This is a genomic window from Paraburkholderia ginsengiterrae (genome assembly GCF_001645125.1).
In the GTDB taxonomy this organism is placed as follows: domain Bacteria; phylum Pseudomonadota; class Gammaproteobacteria; order Burkholderiales; family Burkholderiaceae; genus Paraburkholderia; species Paraburkholderia ginsengiterrae.
This window is the reverse complement of record NZ_LXKA01000098.1, coordinates 61,740-84,946: the sequence shown is the minus strand read 5'-3', so window position 1 is coordinate 84,946 and position 23,207 is coordinate 61,740. Positions and strand designations below refer to the sequence as shown.

The 23,207-nt window shown below is 61.9% G+C and carries 24 protein-coding genes; 21 read left to right on the top strand and 3 right to left on the bottom strand.

The features are described 5' to 3' along the window. Positions 1 to 11 precede the first annotated feature (11 nt). Entirely contained in the window at positions 12 to 293 is a 282-nt protein-coding gene (locus A6V37_RS07270; RefSeq protein WP_064272433.1) for a CppA family protein, read from the bottom strand. A 366-nt stretch (positions 294 to 659) separates the two neighbouring features. Between A6V37_RS07270 and A6V37_RS07265 the strand changes: the two genes are divergently transcribed. From A6V37_RS07265 to groL, 3 genes are all read left to right on the top strand, one after another. Then, positions 660 to 1,649 (top strand): helix-turn-helix domain-containing protein, encoded by a 990-nt coding sequence (locus A6V37_RS07265; protein WP_064272432.1) that lies wholly within the window; start codon positions 660 to 662, stop codon positions 1,647 to 1,649. 450 nt (positions 1,650 to 2,099) lie between these two features. Next, positions 2,100 to 2,390 (top strand): co-chaperone GroES, encoded by a 291-nt coding sequence (gene groES, locus A6V37_RS07260; protein ID WP_007178996.1) that lies wholly within the window; start codon positions 2,100 to 2,102, stop codon positions 2,388 to 2,390. A 52-nt stretch (positions 2,391 to 2,442) separates the two neighbouring features. Beyond that, the gene (groL, locus tag A6V37_RS07255; protein ID WP_064272431.1) at positions 2,443 to 4,083 is read left to right on the top strand and encodes a chaperonin GroEL; all 1,641 of its coding nucleotides are present in this window, start codon (positions 2,443 to 2,445) and stop codon (positions 4,081 to 4,083) included. A gap of 191 nt (positions 4,084 to 4,274) precedes the next feature. On the opposite strand, the gene A6V37_RS07250 is transcribed toward groL, so the two are convergent. Further along, a complete protein-coding gene (locus A6V37_RS07250) occupies positions 4,275 to 5,135 on the bottom strand; it encodes a hydroxymethylpyrimidine/phosphomethylpyrimidine kinase (protein ID WP_064285880.1) in 861 nt (286 codons plus the stop codon). 274 nt (positions 5,136 to 5,409) lie between these two features. Between A6V37_RS07250 and A6V37_RS07245 the strand changes: the two genes are divergently transcribed. The 8 genes from A6V37_RS07245 to A6V37_RS07210 all read left to right on the top strand — a co-directional run bounded on the left by A6V37_RS07245 (position 5,410) and on the right by A6V37_RS07210 (position 12,418). Next, entirely contained in the window at positions 5,410 to 5,580 is a 171-nt protein-coding gene (locus tag A6V37_RS07245) for a rubredoxin (protein ID WP_006047743.1), read from the top strand. A gap of 263 nt (positions 5,581 to 5,843) precedes the next feature. Beyond that, entirely contained in the window at positions 5,844 to 7,259 is a 1,416-nt protein-coding gene (locus A6V37_RS07240) for a FimL-related protein (RefSeq protein ID WP_064272429.1), read from the top strand. 277 nt (positions 7,260 to 7,536) lie between these two features. Continuing rightward, positions 7,537 to 8,115 (top strand): YqgE/AlgH family protein, encoded by a 579-nt coding sequence (locus tag A6V37_RS07235; RefSeq protein ID WP_064272428.1) that lies wholly within the window; start codon positions 7,537 to 7,539, stop codon positions 8,113 to 8,115. Next, entirely contained in the window at positions 8,112 to 8,552 is a 441-nt protein-coding gene (ruvX, locus tag A6V37_RS07230) for a Holliday junction resolvase RuvX (protein ID WP_064272427.1), read from the top strand. The genes A6V37_RS07235 and ruvX overlap by 4 nt, the downstream gene beginning before the upstream one ends. Next, positions 8,539 to 9,081: a bifunctional pyr operon transcriptional regulator/uracil phosphoribosyltransferase PyrR gene (pyrR, locus tag A6V37_RS07225; RefSeq protein ID WP_064272426.1), complete on the top strand. Its 543-nt coding sequence runs from the start codon at positions 8,539 to 8,541 to the stop codon at positions 9,079 to 9,081. The genes ruvX and pyrR overlap by 14 nt, the downstream gene beginning before the upstream one ends. 109 nt (positions 9,082 to 9,190) lie before the next feature. Next, entirely contained in the window at positions 9,191 to 10,216 is a 1,026-nt protein-coding gene (locus A6V37_RS07220) for an aspartate carbamoyltransferase catalytic subunit (RefSeq protein WP_064272425.1), read from the top strand. A 15-nt stretch (positions 10,217 to 10,231) separates the two neighbouring features. Next, positions 10,232 to 11,512, top strand: a complete 1,281-nt coding sequence (locus tag A6V37_RS07215) for a dihydroorotase (protein ID WP_064272424.1) — start codon at positions 10,232 to 10,234, stop codon at positions 11,510 to 11,512. A gap of 72 nt (positions 11,513 to 11,584) precedes the next feature. Further along, on the top strand, positions 11,585 to 12,418 hold the full coding sequence (locus tag A6V37_RS07210) for a lysophospholipid acyltransferase family protein (protein ID WP_064272423.1): 834 nt from the start codon (positions 11,585 to 11,587) through the stop codon (positions 12,416 to 12,418). Between the two features lie 90 nt (positions 12,419 to 12,508). On the opposite strand, the gene A6V37_RS07205 is transcribed toward A6V37_RS07210, so the two are convergent. Then, on the bottom strand, positions 12,509 to 13,360 hold the full coding sequence (locus A6V37_RS07205; protein WP_423213173.1) for a symmetrical bis(5'-nucleosyl)-tetraphosphatase: 852 nt from the start codon (positions 13,358 to 13,360) through the stop codon (positions 12,509 to 12,511). 238 nt (positions 13,361 to 13,598) lie between these two features. On the opposite strand from A6V37_RS07205, the gene A6V37_RS07200 reads away from it, so the two are divergent. The 10 genes from A6V37_RS07200 to A6V37_RS07155 all read left to right on the top strand — a co-directional run bounded on the left by A6V37_RS07200 (position 13,599) and on the right by A6V37_RS07155 (position 23,168). Beyond that, the gene (locus tag A6V37_RS07200) at positions 13,599 to 14,510 is read left to right on the top strand and encodes a GDP-mannose 4,6-dehydratase (protein WP_064272588.1); all 912 of its coding nucleotides are present in this window, start codon (positions 13,599 to 13,601) and stop codon (positions 14,508 to 14,510) included. A 559-nt stretch (positions 14,511 to 15,069) separates the two neighbouring features. Further along, entirely contained in the window at positions 15,070 to 16,122 is a 1,053-nt protein-coding gene (rfbB, locus tag A6V37_RS07195) for a dTDP-glucose 4,6-dehydratase (RefSeq protein WP_064272422.1), read from the top strand. After that, entirely contained in the window at positions 16,115 to 17,056 is a 942-nt protein-coding gene (gene rfbD / locus A6V37_RS07190; protein WP_064272421.1) for a dTDP-4-dehydrorhamnose reductase, read from the top strand. The genes rfbB and rfbD overlap by 8 nt, the downstream gene beginning before the upstream one ends. A gap of 33 nt (positions 17,057 to 17,089) precedes the next feature. Continuing rightward, positions 17,090 to 17,971 carry a glucose-1-phosphate thymidylyltransferase RfbA gene (gene rfbA / locus A6V37_RS07185; RefSeq protein WP_064272420.1) on the top strand — a complete coding sequence of 294 codons (882 nt, stop codon included), beginning with the start codon at positions 17,090 to 17,092 and terminating at the stop codon, positions 17,969 to 17,971. Next, positions 17,968 to 18,519 (top strand): dTDP-4-dehydrorhamnose 3,5-epimerase, encoded by a 552-nt coding sequence (gene rfbC, locus A6V37_RS07180; protein ID WP_064272419.1) that lies wholly within the window; start codon positions 17,968 to 17,970, stop codon positions 18,517 to 18,519. Before rfbA ends, rfbC begins: the two co-directional genes overlap by 4 nt. Positions 18,520 to 18,541: 22 nt before the next feature. Further along, complete coding sequence (locus A6V37_RS07175; protein WP_064272418.1) at positions 18,542 to 19,672, top strand: DegT/DnrJ/EryC1/StrS family aminotransferase; 1,131 nt, start codon at positions 18,542 to 18,544, stop codon at positions 19,670 to 19,672. Next, positions 19,669 to 20,178, top strand: coding sequence for a GNAT family N-acetyltransferase (locus A6V37_RS07170; RefSeq protein WP_064272417.1), 510 nt, complete (start codon positions 19,669 to 19,671; stop codon positions 20,176 to 20,178). Before A6V37_RS07175 ends, A6V37_RS07170 begins: the two co-directional genes overlap by 4 nt. Before the next feature lie 34 nt (positions 20,179 to 20,212). Continuing rightward, a complete protein-coding gene (locus A6V37_RS07165) occupies positions 20,213 to 20,977 on the top strand; it encodes an ABC transporter permease (protein ID WP_165614512.1) in 765 nt (254 codons plus the stop codon). Further along, positions 20,974 to 21,729, top strand: a complete 756-nt coding sequence (locus A6V37_RS07160; protein ID WP_064272415.1) for an ABC transporter ATP-binding protein — start codon at positions 20,974 to 20,976, stop codon at positions 21,727 to 21,729. The genes A6V37_RS07165 and A6V37_RS07160 overlap by 4 nt, the downstream gene beginning before the upstream one ends. A gap of 197 nt (positions 21,730 to 21,926) precedes the next feature. Then, positions 21,927 to 23,168 (top strand): glycosyltransferase family protein, encoded by a 1,242-nt coding sequence (locus A6V37_RS07155; protein WP_064272414.1) that lies wholly within the window; start codon positions 21,927 to 21,929, stop codon positions 23,166 to 23,168. The last annotated feature ends 39 nt before the right edge of the window (positions 23,169 to 23,207 follow it).

The window sequence follows — 23,207 nt, the reverse complement described above, 5'->3', positions numbered from 1 at the left end:
AACTCGCGGCGTCAACGCGGGTGCTTCAACGACGCTTCGTTTCTCTGTGCCAGCAATTGGCGGATCTGGGCAAGATAGTTATCACCGACCGTGCAGTCTTCAACCGGCCGGCTTTGCTGACGAGGCGCGGGCGGACGTACGCCGAGATAGCGGCACACCGCCGACACGTATGGCTTGCCGTTGCTCCCCAGATGCCGCGCAGCGGCAGTCACGCGCAGGTCTCCGACATGCTTGCGCAACCATGCAAGCGTTTCGCGGTCACCGTCGTTCAAGATACGGATGAGTTGATTCATGGCCGATCCTGTATAAAAAAACAGTACTGTAAATTTATACAGTATTTGGCCGGGACGCAAGTCAATTGTGGTGTTTCTATGGTTCGAATTGCACCTTTCGGATAACGGGCGGTATCTGACGTTTTTCTTACGGTTCGCGCGGATGAGCTGCAGTTGACCTCGCGCATGCACCGGTGGAAAAATGATCAATAAATTTCGGAATGCAGAATGAATGGGGAATTTGAACGGGTTATACACGACCAATTCGCGCGGAATCGGTGCAGTCGAGAATTGGCGATATTAAGTTAAGCTTGCGCAATTTGAAGCGCTAACTGGATGCGCGGTGGCGGGGCGCGTCATCGTTCTTCTTTGCTACGGGATCGCAATATGCTCGCGAATGGCATCGTATATAACCGATTCGATGTGTCCGGGCTGCCACCGCAACAGCAGTTGCTGGGTTATTGGGAGCAGCTTGGCCAGGTTATCGAGATTGTGCCGTCACGAGGACAGGTTCGACAGCCCTTTGCCTGCATCAACGACCGTTACGATATCGGCGAATTTCGTATCAGCGACACCTATACCGATCATGTCATGATCGAACGCACCGCCACGCGCATTTCACGCGATAACGCGCGCGGCATCGGTTTCACCATCTTCCTGGACGGCGAAGCGCACATGGCGACCACGCTCGCGAGGAGCAGTGATTACCAGGTGGGTGGAGGCAGCATACTTGCCACGGACCTCGGACAACCCGTACGCGTGCGGCGGCAGGCGTGCCGGTACATCACGCTCGTTGTGCCCGCCAACCGGTTGCGACACGTGTTCTCGGACCCGGAGGCGATACACGGGCGCGTGCTCGATCCGCGCGAGCCTGCCACCCGGCTGATCGTCGAGCGTGCCAAGACGCTAGTCGAGAGCTTCCGGTACATGCCGTTCGAGGAGGGGCATCGCAAGCTCTCCGGCCTCGTTGATCTGATCGTGGCCGCATTCGGGAAAGAGGCCGGGTTGAGCGGCAGCAAGCGAGCGGTCAACCGCGCGCTCATGTTCGAACATGCGCGACAGTACGTCCGCACCAACCTGCAAACATGCGAACTTTCACCCGAGAGCGTCATCGAATCGCTGGGGCTTCCGCGCAGCACGATTTATCGGCTGTTCGAGCATGAGGGCGGACTGGGTGCGTATATCCGCCATCTTCGCTTGCGCGCCGCCGCTGACGAGCTCGTTCGATTTCCGGGCGTGCCGATCAAGGACGTCGGCTATTCAGTCGGCTTCAAGAGTGCATCCGACTTTACCCGTGCATTCCGGCGCGCCTATGAAATGACGCCTCAGGAGATGCGGCACAACGACTACCGGTATCTGCATGTTGAACAACGGTAGTCGCGCGCCTTACGTATTGAAAGCTTCGACCTCGTTGTCTGGCTACATTCGTCTGATTTATTGTGGCGACAAGACGATAGGGAATTCCCTGGGAAGGCGAAAACCGCAGTAATGCGCACCCAGACAACGGTCGGTGAGGTTGTAGCGGCCGGCTTCAGGAGCGCTCCGAGGCAAGTGGTGACGCGATCGCAAGTTGTTGTTTTCGTTGTGAATAATTCATGTCGGTCGCGTTTCTGCGCAGCCTTGGAGTTCAGGCTCAAGCGAGCAAAATTCAAAGTTAAGCGAATCTCGATACCCCTCCGAGACCCCCTCTCCGACGCTTCTTGAATTTGTCACCACCCGTCCATATAATTAGCACTCACTGCACGAGAGTGCTAACAACATCGCCGGTTGGCTCGGCCAGCTGGGTTTTCTCAGCGTTCTTCAGTCTCAATCAAGAGAGGAGTATGTATGAACCTTCGTCCTTTGCATGATCGCGTGATCGTCAAGCGTCTGGATCAAGAAACCAAGACCGCGTCGGGCATCGTGATCCCCGAAGCCGCAGCGGAAAAGCCGGATCAAGGCGAAATTCTGGCAGTCGGCCCGGGCAAGCGTGACGACAAGGGTGCACAAATCGCACTCGACGTGAAGGTTGGTGACCGCGTCCTGTTCGGCAAGTACGCAGGCCAGACCGTCAAGGTCGACGGCAACGAACTGCTCGTGATGCGCGAAGAAGACATCATGGCCGTGGTGCAGAAGTAAGCGCAAAGCGCTACTTACCCGGTTATATCCCAAGAATTCAAGGAGTTGGAAGATGGCAGCTAAAGACGTCGTATTCGGTGATTCCGCCCGTGCCAAGATGGTTGAAGGCGTGAACATCCTCGCGAACGCTGTGAAGGTCACGCTGGGCCCGAAGGGTCGCAACGTTGTCCTGGAACGCAGCTTCGGCGGCCCGACGGTCACGAAGGATGGCGTTTCGGTCGCAAAAGAGATCGAACTGAAAGACAAGCTCCAGAACATGGGCGCGCAAATGGTCAAGGAAGTCGCTTCCAAGACCAGCGACAACGCAGGTGACGGCACCACGACCGCAACGGTTCTGGCTCAGTCCATCGTCCGCGAAGGCATGAAGTACGTTGCATCGGGCATGAACCCGATGGACCTGAAGCGCGGTATCGACAAGGCAGTGGCTGCCGCGATCGAAGAACTGCGCAAGATCAGCAAGCCGTGCACGACCAACAAGGAAATCGCACAAGTCGGCGCGATTTCGGCCAACAGCGACACGTCGATCGGCGATCGCATCGCTGAAGCAATGGACAAGGTCGGCAAGGAAGGCGTCATCACCGTTGAAGACGGCAAGTCGCTGCAAGACGAGCTGGACGTTGTCGAAGGTATGCAATTCGACCGCGGCTACCTGTCGCCGTACTTCATCAACAACCCGGACAAGCAAGTTGCCGTGCTCGACAACCCGTTCGTGCTGCTGCACGACAAGAAGGTGTCGAACATCCGTGATCTGCTGCCGGTTCTGGAACAAGTCGCGAAGGCTGGCCGTCCGCTGCTGATCATCGCTGAAGACGTCGAAGGCGAAGCGCTTGCTACGCTGGTGGTGAACAACATCCGCGGCATCCTGAAGACGGTTGCTGTGAAGGCTCCGGGCTTCGGCGATCGCCGTAAGGCCATGCTGGAAGACATCGCGATCCTGACCGGCGGTCAAGTCATCGCTGAAGAAACCGGCCTGACGCTCGAAAAGGCAACGCTGGCTGAACTGGGCCAGGCGAAGCGTATCGAAGTGGGCAAGGAAAACACCACGATCATCGACGGCGCTGGCGAAGCTGCGAACATCGAAGCACGTGTGAAGCAAGTTCGCACGCAAATCGAAGAAGCAACGTCGGACTACGACCGTGAAAAGCTGCAAGAGCGCGTTGCCAAGCTGGCAGGCGGTGTTGCAGTGATCAAGGTCGGCGCTGCGACCGAAGTCGAAATGAAGGAAAAGAAGGCACGTGTCGAAGACGCACTGCACGCAACGCGCGCAGCTGTGGAAGAAGGCATCGTGGCTGGCGGCGGCGTCGCGCTGATCCGCGCTCGCACGGCAGTTGCCGGCCTGAAGGGCGCTAACGCCGATCAGGACGCAGGTATCAAGATCGTGCTGCGCGCAATGGAAGAGCCGCTGCGCCAGATCGTCACGAACGGTGGTGAAGAAGCCAGCGTCGTGGTGGCAGCAGTGTCCGCAGGCAAGGGCAACTACGGCTACAACGCAGCAACCGGCGAGTACGTCGACCTGGTTGACGCAGGTGTCGTGGATCCGACGAAGGTGACGCGCACGGCGCTGCAAAACGCAGCTTCGGTTGCAGGTCTCCTGCTGACGACCGACGCAGCTGTTTGCGAACTGCCGAAGGAAGATGCACCGATGGGTGGCGGCATGCCCGGCGGCATGGGCGGCATGGGCATGGACATGTAATTCCGGTTGGGCTCCGCTACGGGGCTCAGTTGGGAATGCGTGGGGAAGTGCGCTGCAAGGCGCGCTTCCCAAAAGAAAAAACCCGCAGAGATGCGGGTTTTTTTGGGGCGCTTGCAGTTGCGCCTGGCCAGCGTACTAGCGTGTGGTGCGCGAATCAGCAGGCGCTCACTCCTTCAGCGCCTGGCCTGCAATCAGTGCCGCGCTTCGCCGGGCGCTACGTCCTTGCCGGTTGCCGGCGGCGTTTCGTCGTCGCTGCTGCGCGCCCAGAAAAACCGGTCCGGCAGATACGCGCCCATGCCCGGCCGGAATGCGCTGCGTACCGCCTGGTACAGATACTCCTGCGCCTCACGGACCGCTTCCGCGGGTTCCTGGCCGTTAGCCAGCAGCGCCGCAATCGCCGACCCCAGCGTATCGGTCAAGCCCATGATCCGATGGCTGCCGCGGTCCCACATGTCCTGGCGCAATTGCCCGTCTTCGCTGAAGAGCGTGTTGACGTGCCGGTGCGTGCCGGTTTCCGTCGAGAGAATGTATTCACAGCCTTGCGACAGCAGGTGCGAAATGGCCGCGTCGAGGCTCGGTGCTTCGGCGTCGCCGTCCGGCTGGGCGAGCGCGAGCAGCGTGGCCGAATCGGCCACCAGCAAGGTGGTTTGCGGCGCGAGCAGATCGGCGATCGCTTCGCGCAGTTCGTCGGCGGCGAGCACGTGCTCGTCGTCGAGCGTGAAATCGGGGGCGAGGATCAGCGGAATGTCGTCGTAGTCGGCGACCACTTCGGCAATCGCGCTCACCACCTCCGCGCGCGTGCAGGCACCCACCTTGAACGCGGCGACCGGCATGTCTTCGAGCAGCATCCGGGCCTGCGTCGCGACCACCTCGGGATCGAGCCCGGTGACTTCGTCGCAGCTTGCCGAATCGCGCACGGTGTAGCCCGTGAGCACGGAGATGCCATGGCAGCCCATGCTGGCAAGAGTCATCAGGTCGGCTTGCAGTCCGGAGCCGCCAGTGGGATCGGAGAGGCCGAAGGTGAGGACGATCGGAGGCGTGTCGCTGGGCATGAAAGTTGACTAAAAGGAACTGGATTTGGGTGCGCGAGTGCGCAATCGACTCAATTATGCGGCCTAATCCGTCGCGGGGGCGTTTTTTCGCATGGTTCGAGGCGGTGCGGCCGATACGCGGCATGGCGCCGAGATCGTCCGGCGAGCCGACGAAAACCTCTAGCCAAAGGCCGCCGCAGGCTACGATCGCGGGCTTCTGATTGCTAGGCATTGGGGCGGCAACACGGTACCATCATGGCTCCCGTTTCCACGGACTCTACGACGCGACACAAGAATGGAATATCAAAGCTGGATGTGCCTGATTTGCGGCTGGATTTACGACGAAGAAGCCGGTCTGCCGGACGAAGGCATTGCGCCGGGCACCCGCTGGGAAGACGTGCCCATTAACTGGACCTGTCCGGAGTGCGGCGCGCGCAAGGAAGACTTCGAGATGGTCCAGATCTGAAGTGCAGGGGCAGCCGGCGTGGCCGGCTGAGGGCGTGCCGCATGCGCCGGCGCGGCGTTTCGCGGCCGGTCGCTGTTGGGGCGAACGCGCTCCCTGCACGCTGAAGGTTGCCCCAAATATGACGGTGTGGAACGTCCTTGGCCGCGCCTTGTCGCAATGTTAGCAACGGTAGTCTGTCATTGTCCTGTCGCCGGTTTGCGCGTTAGCCGAGCAGTCTGCGCGCGTTGCCAGGCGTCGGCCCGTCAGCTTCGTGTCGCCTGCCCATGACTCTTCGACCCGCCACACCCGTTCCCTTCGACGCCTTGCCGAATCCACGCGGCGGCGCCGTTCGTCTTGCAGAGCTCGCGCTGGCGGAGGCGCTGCTCGCTTTCGAACAGCGTAGCGAGGGCACGTCGGCTCTCGTTCGCGCTTCGCAAGCGTTGCGCGGAGCCGGCTGGCTGAGCGCACAGCGCTTCACGGATGCGCTGGTGCGGGTCTCGCCGCTTGCCGCCGCGGGCGACCCGGCCGACGCAGACAGCGCGCGGCCCGTGTTCGGTGCGGCCTTGCGCGATTTTCGCGCGGCGCTCGAGCGTCACAATTTGCGCGAGTTGTCCTGCTCGCCAGTGTTGTTCAATCACTACCGCGCGCTCAGCACGCATCTGTCCGAGCACACGCCCGGTTCCACGGTCGCCTTTGAAGATCTCGCGCTGGCCGCGCGGCCGGTGCCGCCGGTGTCGCTGCACGCGCAACCGGCTGATCAGCTTGCCCATTTGCGGGCGCGCTACGAGCGCGCGCTGTTGCCGGTGTTGCGCTCGCAACCGGATTCCGGCAGCGCGGCGGCGCTGGCCGCCACCAATGCGGCGCTCGACGAACTGGACCTCGTTTTCGGCGAGCTCGCAGGTCCCGATCCCTACGATTTCTGGCGCCTCGCCAAGGCCTGCGCCAAGGCGTTGCGGCTGGGCGGACGCGCCACCGGCGAGACCGACGCGCGGCGCTTCTACGCCCGCTGCAACCTCGCGCTGGCCGATCACGCGCGCGGCATCGAACTCGCGCCGCGTTCCCTCGTGCGCGCGACGCTCGCACTGCTATGGCGCGACTACGCCTTGTTCGGCGCCGCCGCGGAAGATGCCGATCAGGTGGAAGTGCTGCACGACTACGGTTTGACGGTCGATTGGCACGTGGCGGCCACCCAGGCATCGGAAATGCTGTGGGAAGCGGGCGCCGCTGAGGCACAGGCGTTCACCGCCACCCGCACCACATTGACGCGCGAACTGGGTCTGCTGACTGTCAACGCGAACGCCTACGAAGATTTCCTGCAGACGGCGGATGCCTCGATCTCCGCCCTGACCGAGCATGCCCGAGCGGCCGATCAGCCGGAGAAAGCCGATCCCACCGAAGCGTTGCAGGCGGGCGGCGCCGCCTACCGGCTCGGCTCCGCCGCGTGCGCGCTCGGCCTCGGCCACGTGGCGCTGCTGGCCGATGCGCTGGGGCTCGCCTGGCGCCGTCGGGCGCATGCGGGCGTGTCGACGCCGGCGGTGCGCGCGCATGTGATTGTCGGCGCACCCCCGGCGCGCACGCTCGAGCAGGCCGCCGAGGCCTTGCGGGCGACGCTGCATAAGGTAGCCGCGGGCGTGGCGCCGCCCGGCGGCAACGCTGCGTTGAGCGCGTTGACGCGGGCGATCGAGCAGGGCGGTGCGTGACCGGTCCGCGTGTCAGGTCACTCAGGTGACACAGAGGCAGCAGGCAATGGCAACAGGCAATGGCAACGGGCACCGGCATGGGCACCGCAGCACCACCCGGCGGGTCACAACAGGCGTGCCGCAAAACACCGCTAATCTGCGCGGTGGCCAGGGCCCGCGTGCGTGATAGAGTGGAACTTGATTGGCCGTCGATGGCGGGCGGCCCCCTTCGTGGCATGCCACACGGTTCCACGCTCAAAGCCCGCCATCCCGCATCGTCTTTGCTAAAATCCGAACTATGTCCAAGAGTACCGATCGCATCAATCTGACCAACCAGTTCCTGATCGCCATGCCGAACATGGCCGATCCGACGTTTTCAGGAACGGTGGTCTACCTTTGCGATCACAGTGAGCGCGGTGCGCTCGGCCTCGTGATCAACCGGCCGACCGATATCGACCTGCAAGCGCTCTTCAATCGCATCGACCTCAAGCTCGAGATCGAGCCCCTTCTCCATGTGCCCGTGTATTTCGGCGGCCCGGTGCAAACCGAGCGCGGCTTCGTGCTGCACGATCCGAAAGACGGCAACGCGTACACCTCGTCCATGTCGGTGCCGGGCGGTCTCGAGATGACCACCTCGAAAGACGTGCTCGAAGCGGTCGCGAGCGGCACGGGTCCGGAGCGGTTTCTGCTCACGCTCGGCCACGCCGGCTGGGGCGCGGGTCAGCTCGAAGAAGAGATTTCGAAGAACGGCTGGCTGACTGTCGAGGCCGACCCGAACATCGTCTTCGACGTGCCGGCCGAAGAGCGCCTCGAAGCCGCCCTTGCATTGCTCGGCATTTCGCTATCCATGTTGTCGGGCGAGGCAGGTCACGCATGAGCCTGCCGGCCGGACGTGAGGCGACGCTGCTTGCGTTCGACTACGGTGAAAAACGCATCGGCGTGGCGGTCGGCAATTCGCTGACCAGGCGCGCGCGCCCGCTCGTGATCGTGCAGAATCGCAGCCGCGAATACCGCTTCGAAGAGGTGGGCAAGCTGATTGCCGAGTGGAAGCCGGACGCCCTGATCGTCGGCTTGCCGATGCATCCGGACGGCACGCCCCACGAAATGACGCAACTTGCGAAGCGCTTCGGCAATCAGCTGAACGGCCGCTTCAATCTGCCGGTCACGTGGATCGACGAGCGTTATTCGTCGGTCGAGGCAAAGGCGGAAATCCGCGCCGGCAAAGGCCGCGCCGACATGCTCGACGCCGAAGCCGCCAGCATCATCCTTCAGCAATATCTAGACGGACTTTCCGACCATCATGAGTTCCATTGACGCCGAAGCGCTCTATCACGCGCTGCTCGACCAGATTCGCGCGGCGTATGGCGACCGGCTGGGCGCCACGCAAGGCGGCGCCGAAGGCGCCGTGCTGGCCGGTATCCACAGCGGCGGCGCATGGCTTGCCGAGCGGCTGGCCCACGACCTGAACCTGCCGAGCTTCGGCGTGGTGAACGTGGCGCTACATCGCGACGACTACGCGAAAAAAGGTCTGCACGCGCAGGCCAGCCCAACCGCCTTGCCGTTTTCCGTCGACGGGAGCCGTATCGTGCTGGTGGACGACGTGCTGTACACCGGCCGCACGATCCGCGCGGCAGTCAATGAGCTGTACGACTATGGCCGTCCGGCCTCGGTCGAGCTGGCGGTGCTCGCCGATCGCGGCGGGCGCGAATTGCCGGTGGCGGCGCGCTTTGTCGGCGCCCAGGTGAACATTCCCGCCGACGCGACACTGGTGCTGGCCCGAGAAGAGAGCGGCGCGCAGGGCCAGCCGCGTTTCACCTTTCACACTGAAGCACGCGTCGATTGAAGGCGGCGCGAGGCCTCGCATGAAGCCGCGCCGGCCGCGTCCGGCACCGTCGTGCGCGGTGCGCATCGACATCGATCACGTTGAAGCCCGTATTTGAAGCAGGTACACCATGAACACCGCCACCCCGGCTCCTAAGGATTCCGCCGACAGCGCCACTGAGCGCTTCCGTTACGGCTTCCTGAAGGGCAACCCGCAGCTCACGAAAAACGGCGAGCTCAAACATCTGTTGTCGATCGAGGGTTTGCCGAAGGCGATCGTCAATCAGATTCTCGATACCGCCGACCAGTTCGTCAGCGTGACCGATCGCGAAGTGAAGAAGGTGCCGCTGTTGCGCGGCAAATCGGTGTTCAACCTGTTCTTCGAGAACTCGACGCGCACCCGTACCACCTTCGAAATCGCCGCGACGCGTCTGTCCGCGGACGTGCTGAATCTGAACATCAACGCGTCCTCGACCAGCAAGGGCGAGTCTCTGCTCGACACGATTAACAACCTCTCGGCCATGCACGCCGACATGTTCGTCGTGCGTCATGCTTCGAGCGGCGCGCCTTATCTGATCGCCCAGCATTGTGCGCCCCACGTGCACGTGATCAATGCCGGCGACGGCCGTCATGCGCACCCCACCCAGGGGCTGCTCGACATGTACACGATCCGCCACTACAAGAAGGATTTCACGCAGCTGCGTGTGGCGATCGTCGGCGACATTCTGCATTCGCGGGTGGCGCGCTCGGATATTCACGCGCTGACCACGCTCGGCGTGCCGGAAGTGCGCGCGATCGGTCCGCGCACGCTGTTGCCGGGCGGTCTCGAGCAGATGGGCGTGCGGGTGTTCCACAATCTCGACGAAGGCCTGAAGGGCGTCGACGTCATCATCATGCTGCGGTTGCAGAACGAGCGGATGAGCGGCGCGCTGCTGCCGTCGGCGCAGGAGTACTTCAAGAGCTGGGGTCTCACGCCGGAGCGTCTCGCGCTCGCCGCGCCCGATGCGATCGTGATGCATCCGGGCCCGATGAATCGCGGCGTCGAAATCGATTCGCAGGTGGCCGACGGCCCGCAATCGGTGATTCTGAACCAGGTGACTTTCGGTATCGCGGTGCGCATGGCCGTGATGGGTATCGTCGCGGGCAATCACGATTAAAGAATAAGGCAGCGCATGAAGATTCATATTCAAGGCGGCACGCTGATCGATCCAGCAGCGGGCACCGAACAGCAGCAGGACGTTTTTATCGAAGCGGGCAAGATCGTTGCCATTGGCAACGCGCCCGCCGACTTTCACGCGGCCAGGACGATCGACGCCAAAGGCCTTTATGTTGCGCCGGGGCTGGTCGATCTGTCCGCGCGATTGCGCGAACCGGGCTACGAGCACAAGGCGACGCTCGAATCGGAAATGGCCGCCGCGCTCGCGGGCGGTGTGACGAGCCTCGTGTGTCCGCCGGACACCGATCCGACGCTCGATGAACCGGGCCTCGTCGAGATGCTCAAGTTCCGCGCGCGCAATCTGAACCAGGCGCACGTGTACCCGCTGGGCGCGCTGACGGTCGGACTCAAGGGGCAAGTGATCACGGAGATGGTCCAACTGACGGAAGCCGGCTGCATCGGCTTCTCGCAGGCCGACGTGCCGGTGGTCGACACCCAGGTGCTGATGCGCGCACTGCAATACGCGAAGACCTACGGCTACACCGTATGGTTGCGTCCGGTGGACGCTTATCTCGGCAAGGGTGGCGTGGCCGCGAGCGGTGCGCTGGCGTCGCGGCTCGGGTTGTCGGGCGTGCCGGTGTCGGCGGAAACCATCGCGCTGCATACTATCTTCGAACTGGTGCGGGTGACCGGGGCGCGCGTGCATCTGTCGCACGTGTCGTCGGCGGCGGGCATCGAGCTGATGCGCACGGCCAAGGCCGAGGGCTTGCCGGTATCGTGCGACGTCACCGTCAATCACGTGCATCTGATCGACCTCGACATCGGCTATTTCGATGCGCAGTTCCGGCTCGATCCGCCGCTGCGTCAACAGCGCGATCGCGAGGCGATCCGCGCGGGTCTCGTCGACGGCACGATCGACGCGATCTGCTCTGACCACACGCCGGTCGACGACGACGAAAAGCTGCTGCCGTTCGCCGAGGCCACGCCGGGCGCAACCGGGCTGGAACTGTTCCTTTCGCTGACGGTGAAGTGGGCCGACGAAGCAGGCTTGCCGCTCGCCAAGGCATTGAACCGCATCACCACGGCGCCGGCCGATGTGCTCAAGCTGGACGGAGCCGGCCGTATTGCCGTGGGCGGCGTGGCCGATCTCTGCGTATTCGACCCGCACGCGCATTGGCGCGTCGAGCCGCGTGCGCTGAAGAGCCAGGGGCACAACACGCCGTTCCTCGGTTACGAACTGCCGGCGCGCGTGCGAGCGACCATCGTCTCCGGTCACGTCGCATTCGAACAGCGTTAATATCCGCAGCATCGCCCGCTTATTGCCACGCTTATTGCTACGTTTATCGACCCAATACGGAACGCACCGACAATGAAGCTCGCGTTACGCAAGGCCCGTCTCATCACGCATCTGTTGCACGGCATGTGGATCGTGGCGACCCGCTTTCCGAAAGCCGGCGCCGACGTGCGTCATGCGCTCAACCGCGAATGGTCGCTGAAGATGCTGCGCCTGTGCGGCATGCAGCTTGTCGTGCACAACGACAGCGAGCGGCTCGACCGTGGCGTGCTGGTGGTCGCCAATCACATCTCGTGGATCGACATCTACGTGATCAATGCGTGGCGGCCCACGCCGTTTGTTTCGAAGGCGGAGATCCGACAATGGCCGGTGGTCGGCTGGCTCGCGCAGCAACTGGACACGGTGTTCATTCAGCGTGAAAAGCGCAGCGACGCGAAGCGGATCATGCATGAACTCGCCGACCGCCTGAGCGCGGGTGAGCTCATGTGCGTGTTCCCTGAAGGCACGACGACCAACGGGCTCTCGCTGCTGCCATTTCACGCGAACATGTTCCAGGCGGCCGTGTCGGCCTCCGTGCCGGTGCAGCCGCTGTGCATCATGTACGAGGACGCGCACGGCAGGCAATCTACCGCGCCGGCCTATATCGACGATCTGTCGCTCGGCGATTCGCTGAATCTGCTGCTGCGCGGCGGGCCGCTCACCGCTCATGTCTACGTCGGCGCGCCGCTCGCGCCTGGCGCGGACCGGCGCACGCTGGCCGCTGAAGCTGAAGCGGTGGTTGCCTCCGCCTTGCGGGACATGCAGCGCGGCGCGGCGAGAACCAGCGCGGTGCAGGGCGGGCAGCATGCTGTGCCCGCGGCCAACGAGGCACTGGTCGAACCGATTGACCCGCCTGGCCGGTCCGCCTAGTTTTGCCATGCCGGCCCGCTTCGAGCCGGCATGAGTCTGTGGCGCCTCACTCAGCCGGATACGCCTTCAGGAAGCGCCTGCGGTGCAGGCCTAATTTCCGCCGTTGGGAACCCGGCAGGACTCGCAGTCCACCTGCGTCAGCGTACGTTCCGCGGGATCCTTCGCGAGACGCACGGCGGACAGTTTTTCACCCCACACGCAGCCCGAATCGAGTGCGATCAGGTCGTCGCGCAAGATCAGACCGAGCGCGGCCCAATGGCCGACCACCATCGTCACGTCAGCGGTCCTGCGCGATGGCACGTCGAACCACGGCATGCAACCCGGCGGGGCGGCGTTCAGGCCGCCGCTGCTGCTGAAGTCCATCGCGCCCTCTGCATTGCAGAAGCGCACGCGCGTCAATGCGCTGCAGGTCACGCGCAACCGGTCGATGCCCTTCAGTTTCGGGGTCCACTGGTTCGGCTCGTTGCCGTACAAACCGGCAAGCGTTTCCTTCCAGTTCGGCGCTCGCAACGCCCGCTGCAATTCGTCAGCGAGTTCCAGCGTCAGGTTCACATCCCATTGTGGTAAGACGCCGGCATGCACCATCAGCATGCCGTCCGCGAAGTGCGCAAGCGGACGGTGGCGAATCCAGTCGAGCAGGTCGGCGGCATCCGGCGCGCTGAGAATATCGTCGATCGTGTCGCCTTTTTTCGACTTGCGAATCCCCGCCGACACCGACAGCAGATGCAGATCGTGATTGCCCAGCACCGGCACCGCCAGATCGCCCAGCGCGATGACATCGCGCAAGGTGGCGAGCGATTCCGCGCCACGGTTGACCAGGTCGCCGGCAAACCAGAGCGGCGTGCCGGCCGGCGGCGCAGCCTTGGCAAGCAGCTGCTGGAACGGCTTTCGACAACCTTGCAGATCGCCGAAGGCGAGCGGGACCGGGCGCTGTTCAGGCATGGCGGATAAGTCGGAGAGGGCGGAGGACGTGGTGGCGGGAGTCATCGAGGAAGTGGGTGCGGTTTGATACATGCTGTTACGCACGCGGCGTGCCGCATTGGGCAGTGCAGCATGCCAGCGTGACATAATAGCCCGTCTGAAGCGCCGCTACCGCGCCCTGCGCCGCTGGCAAACGGAACGGCGAACGGTGGGCGCAATATTGCAGCACAACAGGATGATCCTCGTGAACGGAGAAAGCATGTCGTCTTTTCATGCCGGACAACCGATCCGCACACTCGTCACCGGAGCGAGCGGCTTTACCGGCCGCTATCTGGTCGATAACCTGCTCGGCCGAGGCCACACTGTGATCGAAACGGTCGCCGGGCGCAACGCGCCTGAAACGCCGACGCAGCTCAGACTCGATATCACGTCGCCCGAAGCCTGCCGGCGGGTGATCGAGTTCGCGCGGCCCGATTACATCGTTCATCTGGCCGCGATCAGCTTCGTGGGCCATGACGACCCGCTCGACTTTTACCGCGTCAACGTAATCGGCACGCTGAATCTGCTGGAGGCTTGCGCGGCGGTCGGCCATACGCCCCGCAAGCTGTTGATCGCGAGCAGCGCGAACGTCTACGGGAACGTGACGAGCGACGCCATCGACGAGACCTTTCCGGTCACGCCTGTCAATCACTACGCCGCCAGCAAGGCGGCCATGGAAACCATGGTGCGGACCTGGTTCGACCGGCTGCCGATCCTGATCGTGCGGCCGTTCAACTATACCGGCCGCGGCCAGGCATCGAACTTCCTGGTGCCGAAAATCGTCGAGCACTTCGCGCGCCGCGAGCCGGCGATCGAACTGGGCAATATCGACGTGGCGCGCGACTTCTCCGACGTACGCTACGTGGCAAGCGCTTATGAAGCGCTGCTCGAGTCGGATGCCGCCGGCGAAACGGTCAATGTCTGCACCGGTACGCCTTATACGCTGCGCGACATCCTGTCGGCGGCGAGCCATCTGACAGGCCACGAGCTCGACGTGCGGATCAATCCCGCCTTCGTGCGGCAAACCGATGTCAAGATGCTGGCCGGTTCGCCCGCGAAACTGCGCACGCTCGTGCCGGAAGTCGAATCGATTCCATTCATGGAGACGCTGCGCTGGATGCTGGCGGCCTAGTTATTTTTACCGAAGGTCGATTCGCAGAGGTAATGCCCGGCAAATCTGCCCGATATGGATGGCGTGCCCGTTTGCGACCATGCCATTGAATCTGGGTGTCGGAATTTTCTCGTGTAATTGCGCTGAAAATTCCGAAACGGTTTGTAGCGAGCGGAAAACTACGCCGAAACTTCCCTGTAATTGCCCACAGGCCGGTCGCTCGAGCCCGCCCGCCAGATAGCAGGATTAAGTCGCGTTATTACCACAAGCTTGTGTCAGGCTTGCATGGGTCAGGGCTTCCCCCACTGTTTTTTTGCTTCCGGTGCGATGTATCAAGTTGTATGGGGGCATTGTTTTGGGGGCTGGCTGTCATATAATCTCCGCTCCCAAAGCGTCAAAAGCGCGCCTGGCCGTGGTGCTCTTCGTCTCCATTGCCGAATGAGGCACGGCCGCGTATCCCAGCCGATTGTTGCGAGGACCCGCATTCAATGAGCGTCCGGCCGGTGCTGCAGGCGCCGGCGGAGGTGGGGCGGGGCGCGCTGCCTATGCTGCGGCGCACGAATACAACTTAAGGATTTGTATGATTCTCGTAACGGGCGGCGCCGGCTTCATCGGCGCGAATTTCGTGCTGGACTGGCTTGGTGCAAGCGACGAACCTGTGGTGAACGTGGACAAACTCACGTACGCGGGTAATCTGGCCACGCTTAAGTCGCTTCAGGGAAGCGACAAGCACATTTTTGCCCGGGTCGACATCTGCGATCGTGCCGCGCTCGACGCCTTGCTGGCCGAGCACAAGCCGCGCGCCGTGGTGCACTTCGCGGCGGAGAGCCACGTTGACCGTTCCATCGACGGCCCGGCTGACTTCGTGCAAACCAACGTGGTTGGCACCTTCACGCTGCTCGAGGCGGTCCGCGCCTACTGGAGCGCGTTGCCGGAGGCCGAAAAGTCGGCGTTCCGCATGCTGGCGGTCTCCACCGACGAAGTCTTCGGCTCGCTCGGTCCACAAGATCCTCAGTTTTCCGAAACAACCCCGTACGCGCCGAATAGCCCCTATTCGGCCACGAAAGCCGCATCGGATCATCTGGTGCGCGCGTACCACCACACGTACGGTTTGCCGACGCTGACCACCAACTGTTCGAACAACTACGGCCCGTATCATTTCCCGGAAAAACTCATTCCGTTGATGATCACGAATGCGCTCGCAGGTAAATCGTTGCCGATCTACGGCGACGGTCAGAACGTGCGCGACTGGCTGTATGTGACCGACCACTGCTCGGCAATCCGCCAGGTGCTCGCGAGCGGCAAGCCGGGTGAAACCTATAACGTCGGCGGCTGGAACGAGAAAACCAACCTCGAAGTCGTGCATACCCTGTGCGACCTGCTCGACGAACTGAAGCCCAAGGCGGAAGGCTCGTATCGCGACCAGATGACCTTCATCAAGGATCGTCCGGGCCACGATCGCCGTTATGCGATCGACGCGCGCAAGCTCGAACGCGAACTAGGCTGGCGGCCTGCCGAGACTTTCGAAACGGGCCTGCGCAAGACAGTGCAGTGGTATCTCGACAACCAGCCGTGGGTGAACGACGTCACGTCGGGCGAGTACCGCAAATGGGTAGGCCAGCACTATGCGTGACCTTGAGTCGCGGTCTGAAGGCGAGACTGGCGCGATTCTCGTAGTTGGCGCCCGCGGGCAACTGGGGCTGGAATTGTGCCGGAGCCTGGCGCTCCTTGGTCGCGTCGTGGCAGTCGGGCGCGACACCTGCGACCTGGCATCCGCGGAACAGATTGTGGCGACGGTGCGATCGGTCAAGCCGCGGGTCATCGTCAACGCCGGTGGTTACACGGCCGTCGATGCCGCGGAAACATCGCCTGAGCTCGCGCACGCCGTCAATGCGGTGGCGCCGGGGCTGCTGGCGGCCGAAGCCAAGGCACTCGGCGCCCTGATAGTTCACTATTCGACGGATTACGTATTCGACGGAGCCAAGGCGACCCCGTACCTGGAAGACGACGCGACTGCGCCGTTGTCCGTGTATGGCCGTTCGAAGCTCGACGGCGAGATCGCGGTGCAGAATGTGGACGTGGCGCACTGGATTTTCCGCACTAGCTGGGTCTTCGGCTTGCAGGGTGGCAACTTCCTCAAGTCGATCGCACGTGCGGCGCGCAGCCGCACGTCGTTGTCCGTGGTCGCGGACCAGGTCGGCGCGCCGACGCCCGCATCGCTACTGGCGGACGTGACGGCGCTCGCCGTGCACCAGTATCTGAACGGTGCTTCGCCAATGCCGAGCGGCGTGTACCACCTGGCCGCACAGGGCGAAACCAACTGGCACGGATATGCGCGCCATATTGTCGAAACGCTCGCCGCTGCCGGTATTCCGCTCTCGGTCAAGCCGGAAGACGTTTTGCCGATCGCAGCGGCCGACTACGGCAGCGCGGCCGCGCGTCCCGCCAACTCGCGACTCGATACGTCGAAGCTGCGCGCGGCGTTGAATATCGACCTCCCCGATTGGCGCGAAGGCGTGGATCGCGCGCTCGCCGAGTTTGTCGAGGGACACCGGTTGCTCGGTTGATTGTGCCTCCATCGCATACCTGAGAGATCCATCATGAAACGAAAAGGCATCATCCTGGCAGGTGGTTCCGGCACCCGCCTTTATCCCATCACGCGTTCGGTGTCGAAGCAGCTGCTGCCGGTGTACGACAAGCCGATGATCTACTATCCGCTCAGCACGCTGATGCTGGCCGGAATTCGCGACATCCTGATCATTTCCACGCCGCAGGATACGCCGCGGTTCGAGGAACTGCTGGGCGATGGCGCGCGCTGGGGCTTGAACCTGCAATATGCGGTGCAGCCCTCGCCGGACGGGCTCGCGCAGGCTTTCATCATCGGCCGCGATTTCGTGGGCAACGATCCGTCGGCGCTGATTCTCGGCGACAACATTTTTCACGGCCACGATCTGCTGGGGCAGTTGCAGCATGCCACTTCGCAGGAGCAGGGCGCGACAGTTTTTGCGTACCACGTGCATGACCCGGAGCGTTACGGTGTGGTCGAGTTCGACAAGGACTTCCGCGCGGTCTCGCTCGAGGAAAAGCCCAAGTCGCCCCGTTCCAGCTACGCGGTGACCGGTTTGTACTTTTACGACAACGACGTGTGCGATATCGCGGCGGGCATTCGTCCGTCGGCGCGTGGTGAGCTTGAAATCACCGACGTCAACCTGCACTACCTGCGCAACGGCCGCTTGAACGTCGAGATTATGGGCCGCGGCTACGCCTGGCTCGATACCGGCACGCACGATTCGCTGCAGGATGCCGCCGTCTTTATCGCCACGTTGCAAAAGCGCCAGGGTCTGATGGTCGCGTGCCCCGAAGAGATTGCGTTCCGCAATCACTGGATCTCCGCGGAAGACCTCGAAGCGCTGGCCAAGCCGCTCGCCAAGAACGGCTACGGTGCCTATTTGCACCGCATTCTTCAGGAGTCTGTTGCATGAATCTGACCGCTATTCCGACCGCGTTGCCGGAAGTCGTCATTCTCGAACCGAAGGTGTTTGGCGACGACCGCGGCTTCTTTTACGAGAGTTTCAACGCCAAGGCTTTCGCACAAGCCACGGGCATCGAGCGCGAGTTCGTGCAGGACAATCACTCGCGTTCGGCGCGCAACGTGTTGCGCGGCCTGCACTATCAGATCAGCCAGCCGCAAGGCAAGCTGGTGCGTGTGGTGAGCGGCCGCGTGTTCGACGTGGCGGTCGACATTCGCCGCAGTTCGCCGCGGTTCGGCAAGTGGGTGGGTGTCGAATTGTCGGCCGAGAACAAGCGTCAATTGTGGATTCCTGAGGGGTTCGCGCACGGCTTTGTCGTGCTGTCCGATTTCGCGGAATTCCTGTATAAGACCACCGATTACTACGCACCTGAATTCGAGCGCTCGCTGGGATGGAACGATCCCGCGATTGGAATTGAATGGCCGTTCGAGGGTGAGCCGCTGCTGTCTAAAAAAGACGCCGCAGCGCCTGCACTTGCCGACGCCGAATTATTTAACTAGCCCGCCTCACGAGGAGACCTTTATGGCTATCCAGTTGTTTGTACCCAATTTCCGTATTCAAGAGTGCCTCGACGAGATCAAGGAATGCCTCGAGAAGGGCTGGACCGGACTCGGTTTCAAGACCAATCAATTCGAAGAAGCATGGAAGGCTTACACGGGTCTGCCGAATGCGCACTTCCTGAGCTCGAACACCGTTGGCCTGCACCTGGCGTTTGAACTCCTGAAGACCAAGCACAACTGGGCCGATGGCGACGAAGTCATCACCACGCCGCTGACCTTCGTGTCGTCGAATCACGCGATTCTCTACTCGCAGCTGTCGCCGGTGTTCGCCGACGTCGACGATTCGCTCTGCCTGGATCCGGAAAGCATCGAAGCGCGCATTACCGACCGTACGCGTGCGGTGATCTACGTCGGTGTCGGCGGCAACGTCGGCCAGTATGAGCGCGTGCTGAAGCTGTGCCGCGACCGCGGCCTCGTGCTGATTCTCGACGCGGCGCATATGTCGGGCACGCGCTTCCATGGCAAGCATGTCGGCCATGACGCGGACGTGACTGTGTTCAGCTTCCAGGCAGTCAAGAACCTGCCGACGGCTGACTCGGGCATGATCTGCTTCCGCGACGCGGAAGACGATGCACGCGCACGCAAGATGAGCTGGCTCGGCATCAACAAGGACACGTACGCACGTACGGCTTCGCAGGGCGCGTACAAGTGGATGTACGACGTCGAGGAAGTCGGCTTCAAGTATCACGGCAACTCGATCATGGCCGCGATCGGCCTCGTGCAGCTCAAGTATCTGGACAACGACAACTCGTATCGCCGCCAGTTGGCGAACTGGTACGAAGAGCTGCTCGGCGATCAAGCCAACGTGCGTCTCGTGCCGATCACCAAGGGTTGCGAATCGTCGCGCCATCTGTTCCAGATTCGCGTCAAGAATCGCGACGAGCTGATGCTTGCGCTGAACGAGCATGAAGTTTATCCGGGCGTGCACTACCGCGATAACACCGAATACCGCATGTATGCGCACGGCAAGGGCCAGTGCCCGAAGTCGCATCAAGCCAGCAATGAAATCCTGTCGCTGCCGATGCACATGGGCGTCACGCGCAAGGACGTCGAGCTGATCGCCGGCCTCGTGAAGCGCTACGCTGCACAATGAAGCAAGCCTACCCGCCGTTTGCGGCGGGCAGCCTTCGTTTAAGGCTGCTCGCCGAAGCTGATCTGCCGTTCACGCTCGCGTGGCGAAACCGCGACGGCGCGCGGCAGCAGTTCGGCACCGCCGACGTGCTGCAGTGGGATCAGCACGCCGGCTGGTTCACGCGCTACCTCGATAAAGCGGACGACCTGGTGTTTATCGTCGAAGAGGCGGCAACCCAGGCGCGTGTTGGTCAAGTGGCGATCTATGGGATCGACACCGTGGCGGGCAAAGCAGAGATCGGACGTTTCGTCGTCGCACCGGAATTCCAGGGGCAGGGTTTGATGCGCCAGGGCATCGAGGCGCTGATGGGGTTCGCGCGCGAGGCGCTCGGGCTTGCATCGGTGTATCTGCTGGTGCGCGACACCAATGAGCGTGCACACCGCCTGTACGTGCAGCTTGGTTTCACCGAGGTTTCGCGCGCCGACGGCATGATCACAATGGAGCGAAGCATCAATGATCACGTATAACAGAGCCGGCGCTCGTCCGTCTTTGATGGAGTTCGTGAGCGCTGCCAAACTTTGGCGGGTCTGGCTCCATATGGGTCTTCAGGACGTCAAGAGCCGTTTCCGGAGTTCGATGCTTGGTCCGGCGTGGATTCTCATCAATCTGGGGGCGGTCATCACCGCAATTGGCGTGATCTACGGGCGGCTCTTTCATCAGCCGATGAACGAGTTCTTGCCGTTTCTCACGCTGGGTATCGTGATCTGGACGTTTATCTCGTCGTCGCTGGTGGACGGTTGCTCGGCGTTTGTCGTCGCCGAAGGCTATATCAAGCAATTTGCGTTTCCAAAGATCATTTACCTGTACCGAGCGATCGTGCCTTATACGGTGGTGTTCTTTGTGGGCCTGGTGGTGTTCTTTATCGCCATGGCGCTCTATCAGCGCCACGTGGGGTGGGGCGCGCTCTGGGCAGTGCCGTGTTTTCTGCTGTTCCTGACCATCAATTTCTTTCATCTGGTGATCGTCGCGCATATTGGCGTTCGCTTCAGGGATCTGCCGCATTTGCTGGGCAGTCTGATCCAGATTGCGTTCTATCTGACGCCGGTGATTTTCACCGTCGCGATGCTCAAGGACCGCGGGCTGGCGTTCGTCTACATGTTCAATCCACTGTATTACCTTATCGAGATCCTGCGCTATCCGTTGCTCAATAGCGAAGCTCCGCCGGCCGAAGTGATCTATGTCGCGCTGGGCTATTGCGTCGTTGCGGGGTTGGTCGCAACGTATGTCGTGAGAAAGATGTCGCAGCGGATCGTATACGTGTTATGACCGAAGATTTGAGGATCAGCCTGCGTAACGTGGGTGTGAAGTTCGACGTGTCGGCGCGCCAGGACAGTCTCAAGTCCACAGTGCTCAACGCGTTTCGTCGAACTGGAAAAAAAGAAAAAACGGAGCGCCGGGTCGTTCACGCGCTAAAGAACGTGACGCTCGATATCGAGCATGGGGAGCGGGTCGGCCTGATCGGTTTGAACGGCGCGGGTAAAAGCACGATTCTGAAGGTGATGGCCGGGATTTATCCGCCGACCTCCGGTGAGGCGACGATCAGCGGTCATGTGTCCGCGATGTTCGAACTCGCCACCGGGTTCGAAATGACACAGACCGGCTGGGACAACATCCGGATTCGCGGCATGCTGCTCGGTTTGACGCCAGCTCAGGTCGAAGAGCGCATTCAGCAGATCGGCGAATTCTCCGAATTGGGCGAGTTCCTGGACTATCCGGTCAAGACCTACTCGGCGGGTATGTTCATCCGCCTGGCCTTCTCGGTGTCGACGGCGATCAATCCGGAAATTCTGCTTCTGGACGAGGTCATGGGCGCCGGTGACGTGCAGTTCGCCAACAAGGCCAAGCGCAGGATGCATGAGTTCATGGAGCAGGGAAAGATTCTGGTCTTTTCCAGCCATAGTCTTGAGATGCTGCAGGCCTTTTGCGAGCGCGTTATCTGGATGCGCAAAGGTGAAGTAGTGATGGATGGTCCGGCGAAGCGCGTGCTCGCTGAGTACGAGCGCAAAGCCGGGCAGTAACGATCGGTATAAGCGCGAATTGCTATCGTAGTTCGCGCGGCAGTGCTGCGCGGCCGGCTCCGGTGCCGTTCGACGATACCGGTTTATGTGTACGAGCTGGTCGATCGCCGCGGCTTTAATATGCTCTACGCCCCGGCGTCCCCGTTTATGGACTTGCTGCACCTATGACCCCTCGAGACGCAAACGACCACGCTCGCATGGCGGATGACGCGGCCAAGTCGCATCACGAAGCAAGCAAATCGGGCCAGACGGAGCCAGGCAGCGAGTCCTTGCCGGTCGACGTGAAGCTGATCATTGAAGGGGACATTCCCACCAACCACATCGTTGAACGGGTGATTCGCGAGGCGCTAGGCAGCAAAGGGACGGTCGAAAAATACCTGCTGCCATATTTCACCCCGGATGTGCTTCAGAATGGCGGGGCCGTGATCCTGAGCCGGGTGGGCGATCCTACAGCGATACCAATGCTCACGTGGATGGCGACCCGCCGAGTCCCGTATTTGTACTATATCGATGACAACTTCTGGGAGCTGGTGGGTAATACCAGGCTCGCCCAGTACTACCAGTATCCCAGAGTGCGCAAAGCGCTCGCACAAGCGGTCCAGGGCGCCAAAGCGGTCATCGTGAATTCCGTGCTGTTGGGCGACTACATCAGGAAACGTTTCCCGCGCGCTAACGTCGTTCATCTGAATGCGCCGTTCGATTTTTCGTTGATTGAGCGAGTCGCACCGCATGACAAAGCGCCCGGCGAGGTTCGCATCGGTTTCGCCGGCAACGTGTCGCGCGCCGCCGATTTCGTTGAGATTCTCCCCGCGTTCGATCGATTACTCACCGAGTTTTCGCAGGTTTCGATGGTGTTCTTCGGATACTGTCCACCTGAATTGATCGGCCGTGAGCGAGTGACGTACGTGCCCACAGTCCATGATTACGCTGAATTCATTGCGCTCAAGGCGTCGAGCGGGCTGGATATCGGGATTGCCCCGATGACCGGCTCCGTGTCGAACCTCTACAAGACCAATAACAAGTATCGTGAATATGGTGCGTTGAAGATCGCAGGCGTCTATACCAATACATCACCGTATAGGGAGTCGGTTGTCGACGGGAATACTGGACTGCTTGTCGAACACGGCGTCGACGCGTGGTATGGCGCGTTGAAGCGGCTGGTGGTGGATGCGAAGCTGCGAGGCGAGATCGCTGATGCAGCCTATCAGGACGTGCGTGAAAACTATGCGCAAAATGTGGTCGCGCGGCAATGGGCAGACCTGCTGTTCGATTTTGCGGCCCGATACTCGACCAGCACTCCCGTCGGGAAACCGTCCCGCGCACTTATCACGAGCATCCGGGCGCGCCGCGTCCTCAACCTGACACTCCTGCGTGCGCAGATGGCCCGTAAGCGGTTGCATGCCATTGTTGCGCGTCGAAGCCGCGCGCACAGCGAATGACGGCGAGCGCACAACCCGTGAACAACAGCCGAGCGCGGA

Bases quoted from the DNA above. Each gene is read 5' to 3' on its own strand.
- A6V37_RS07210 (WP_064272423.1), top strand. From the start codon at position 11,585: ATGAAGCTCGCGTTACGCAAGGCCCGTCTCATCACGCATCTGTTGCAC.
- A6V37_RS07170 (WP_064272417.1), top strand. From the start codon at position 19,669: ATGAAGCAAGCCTACCCGCCGTTTGCGGCGGGCAGCCTTCGTTTAAGG.
- A6V37_RS07265 (WP_064272432.1), top strand. From the start codon at position 660: ATGCTCGCGAATGGCATCGTATATAACCGATTCGATGTGTCCGGGCTG.
- A6V37_RS07205 (WP_423213173.1), bottom strand. From the start codon at position 13,360: ATGCCTGAACAGCGCCCGGTCCCGCTCGCCTTCGGCGATCTGCAAGGT.
- groES (WP_007178996.1), top strand. From the start codon at position 2,100: ATGAACCTTCGTCCTTTGCATGATCGCGTGATCGTCAAGCGTCTGGAT.
- ruvX (WP_064272427.1), top strand. From the start codon at position 8,112: ATGAGCCTGCCGGCCGGACGTGAGGCGACGCTGCTTGCGTTCGACTAC.
- A6V37_RS07160 (WP_064272415.1), top strand. From the start codon at position 20,974: ATGACCGAAGATTTGAGGATCAGCCTGCGTAACGTGGGTGTGAAGTTC.
- A6V37_RS07155 (WP_064272414.1), top strand. From the start codon at position 21,927: ATGGCGGATGACGCGGCCAAGTCGCATCACGAAGCAAGCAAATCGGGC.
- A6V37_RS07240 (WP_064272429.1), top strand. From the start codon at position 5,844: ATGACTCTTCGACCCGCCACACCCGTTCCCTTCGACGCCTTGCCGAAT.
- A6V37_RS07215 (WP_064272424.1), top strand. From the start codon at position 10,232: ATGAAGATTCATATTCAAGGCGGCACGCTGATCGATCCAGCAGCGGGC.
- A6V37_RS07220 (WP_064272425.1), top strand. From the start codon at position 9,191: ATGAACACCGCCACCCCGGCTCCTAAGGATTCCGCCGACAGCGCCACT.
- groL (WP_064272431.1), top strand. From the start codon at position 2,443: ATGGCAGCTAAAGACGTCGTATTCGGTGATTCCGCCCGTGCCAAGATG.
- rfbB (WP_064272422.1), top strand. From the start codon at position 15,070: ATGATTCTCGTAACGGGCGGCGCCGGCTTCATCGGCGCGAATTTCGTG.
- A6V37_RS07270 (WP_064272433.1), bottom strand. From the start codon at position 293: ATGAATCAACTCATCCGTATCTTGAACGACGGTGACCGCGAAACGCTT.
- pyrR (WP_064272426.1), top strand. From the start codon at position 8,539: ATGAGTTCCATTGACGCCGAAGCGCTCTATCACGCGCTGCTCGACCAG.
- A6V37_RS07175 (WP_064272418.1), top strand. From the start codon at position 18,542: ATGGCTATCCAGTTGTTTGTACCCAATTTCCGTATTCAAGAGTGCCTC.
- A6V37_RS07235 (WP_064272428.1), top strand. From the start codon at position 7,537: ATGTCCAAGAGTACCGATCGCATCAATCTGACCAACCAGTTCCTGATC.
- rfbA (WP_064272420.1), top strand. From the start codon at position 17,090: ATGAAACGAAAAGGCATCATCCTGGCAGGTGGTTCCGGCACCCGCCTT.
- rfbD (WP_064272421.1), top strand. From the start codon at position 16,115: ATGCGTGACCTTGAGTCGCGGTCTGAAGGCGAGACTGGCGCGATTCTC.
- A6V37_RS07245 (WP_006047743.1), top strand. From the start codon at position 5,410: ATGGAATATCAAAGCTGGATGTGCCTGATTTGCGGCTGGATTTACGAC.
- rfbC (WP_064272419.1), top strand. From the start codon at position 17,968: ATGAATCTGACCGCTATTCCGACCGCGTTGCCGGAAGTCGTCATTCTC.
- A6V37_RS07200 (WP_064272588.1), top strand. From the start codon at position 13,599: ATGTCGTCTTTTCATGCCGGACAACCGATCCGCACACTCGTCACCGGA.
- A6V37_RS07250 (WP_064285880.1), bottom strand. From the start codon at position 5,135: ATGCCCAGCGACACGCCTCCGATCGTCCTCACCTTCGGCCTCTCCGAT.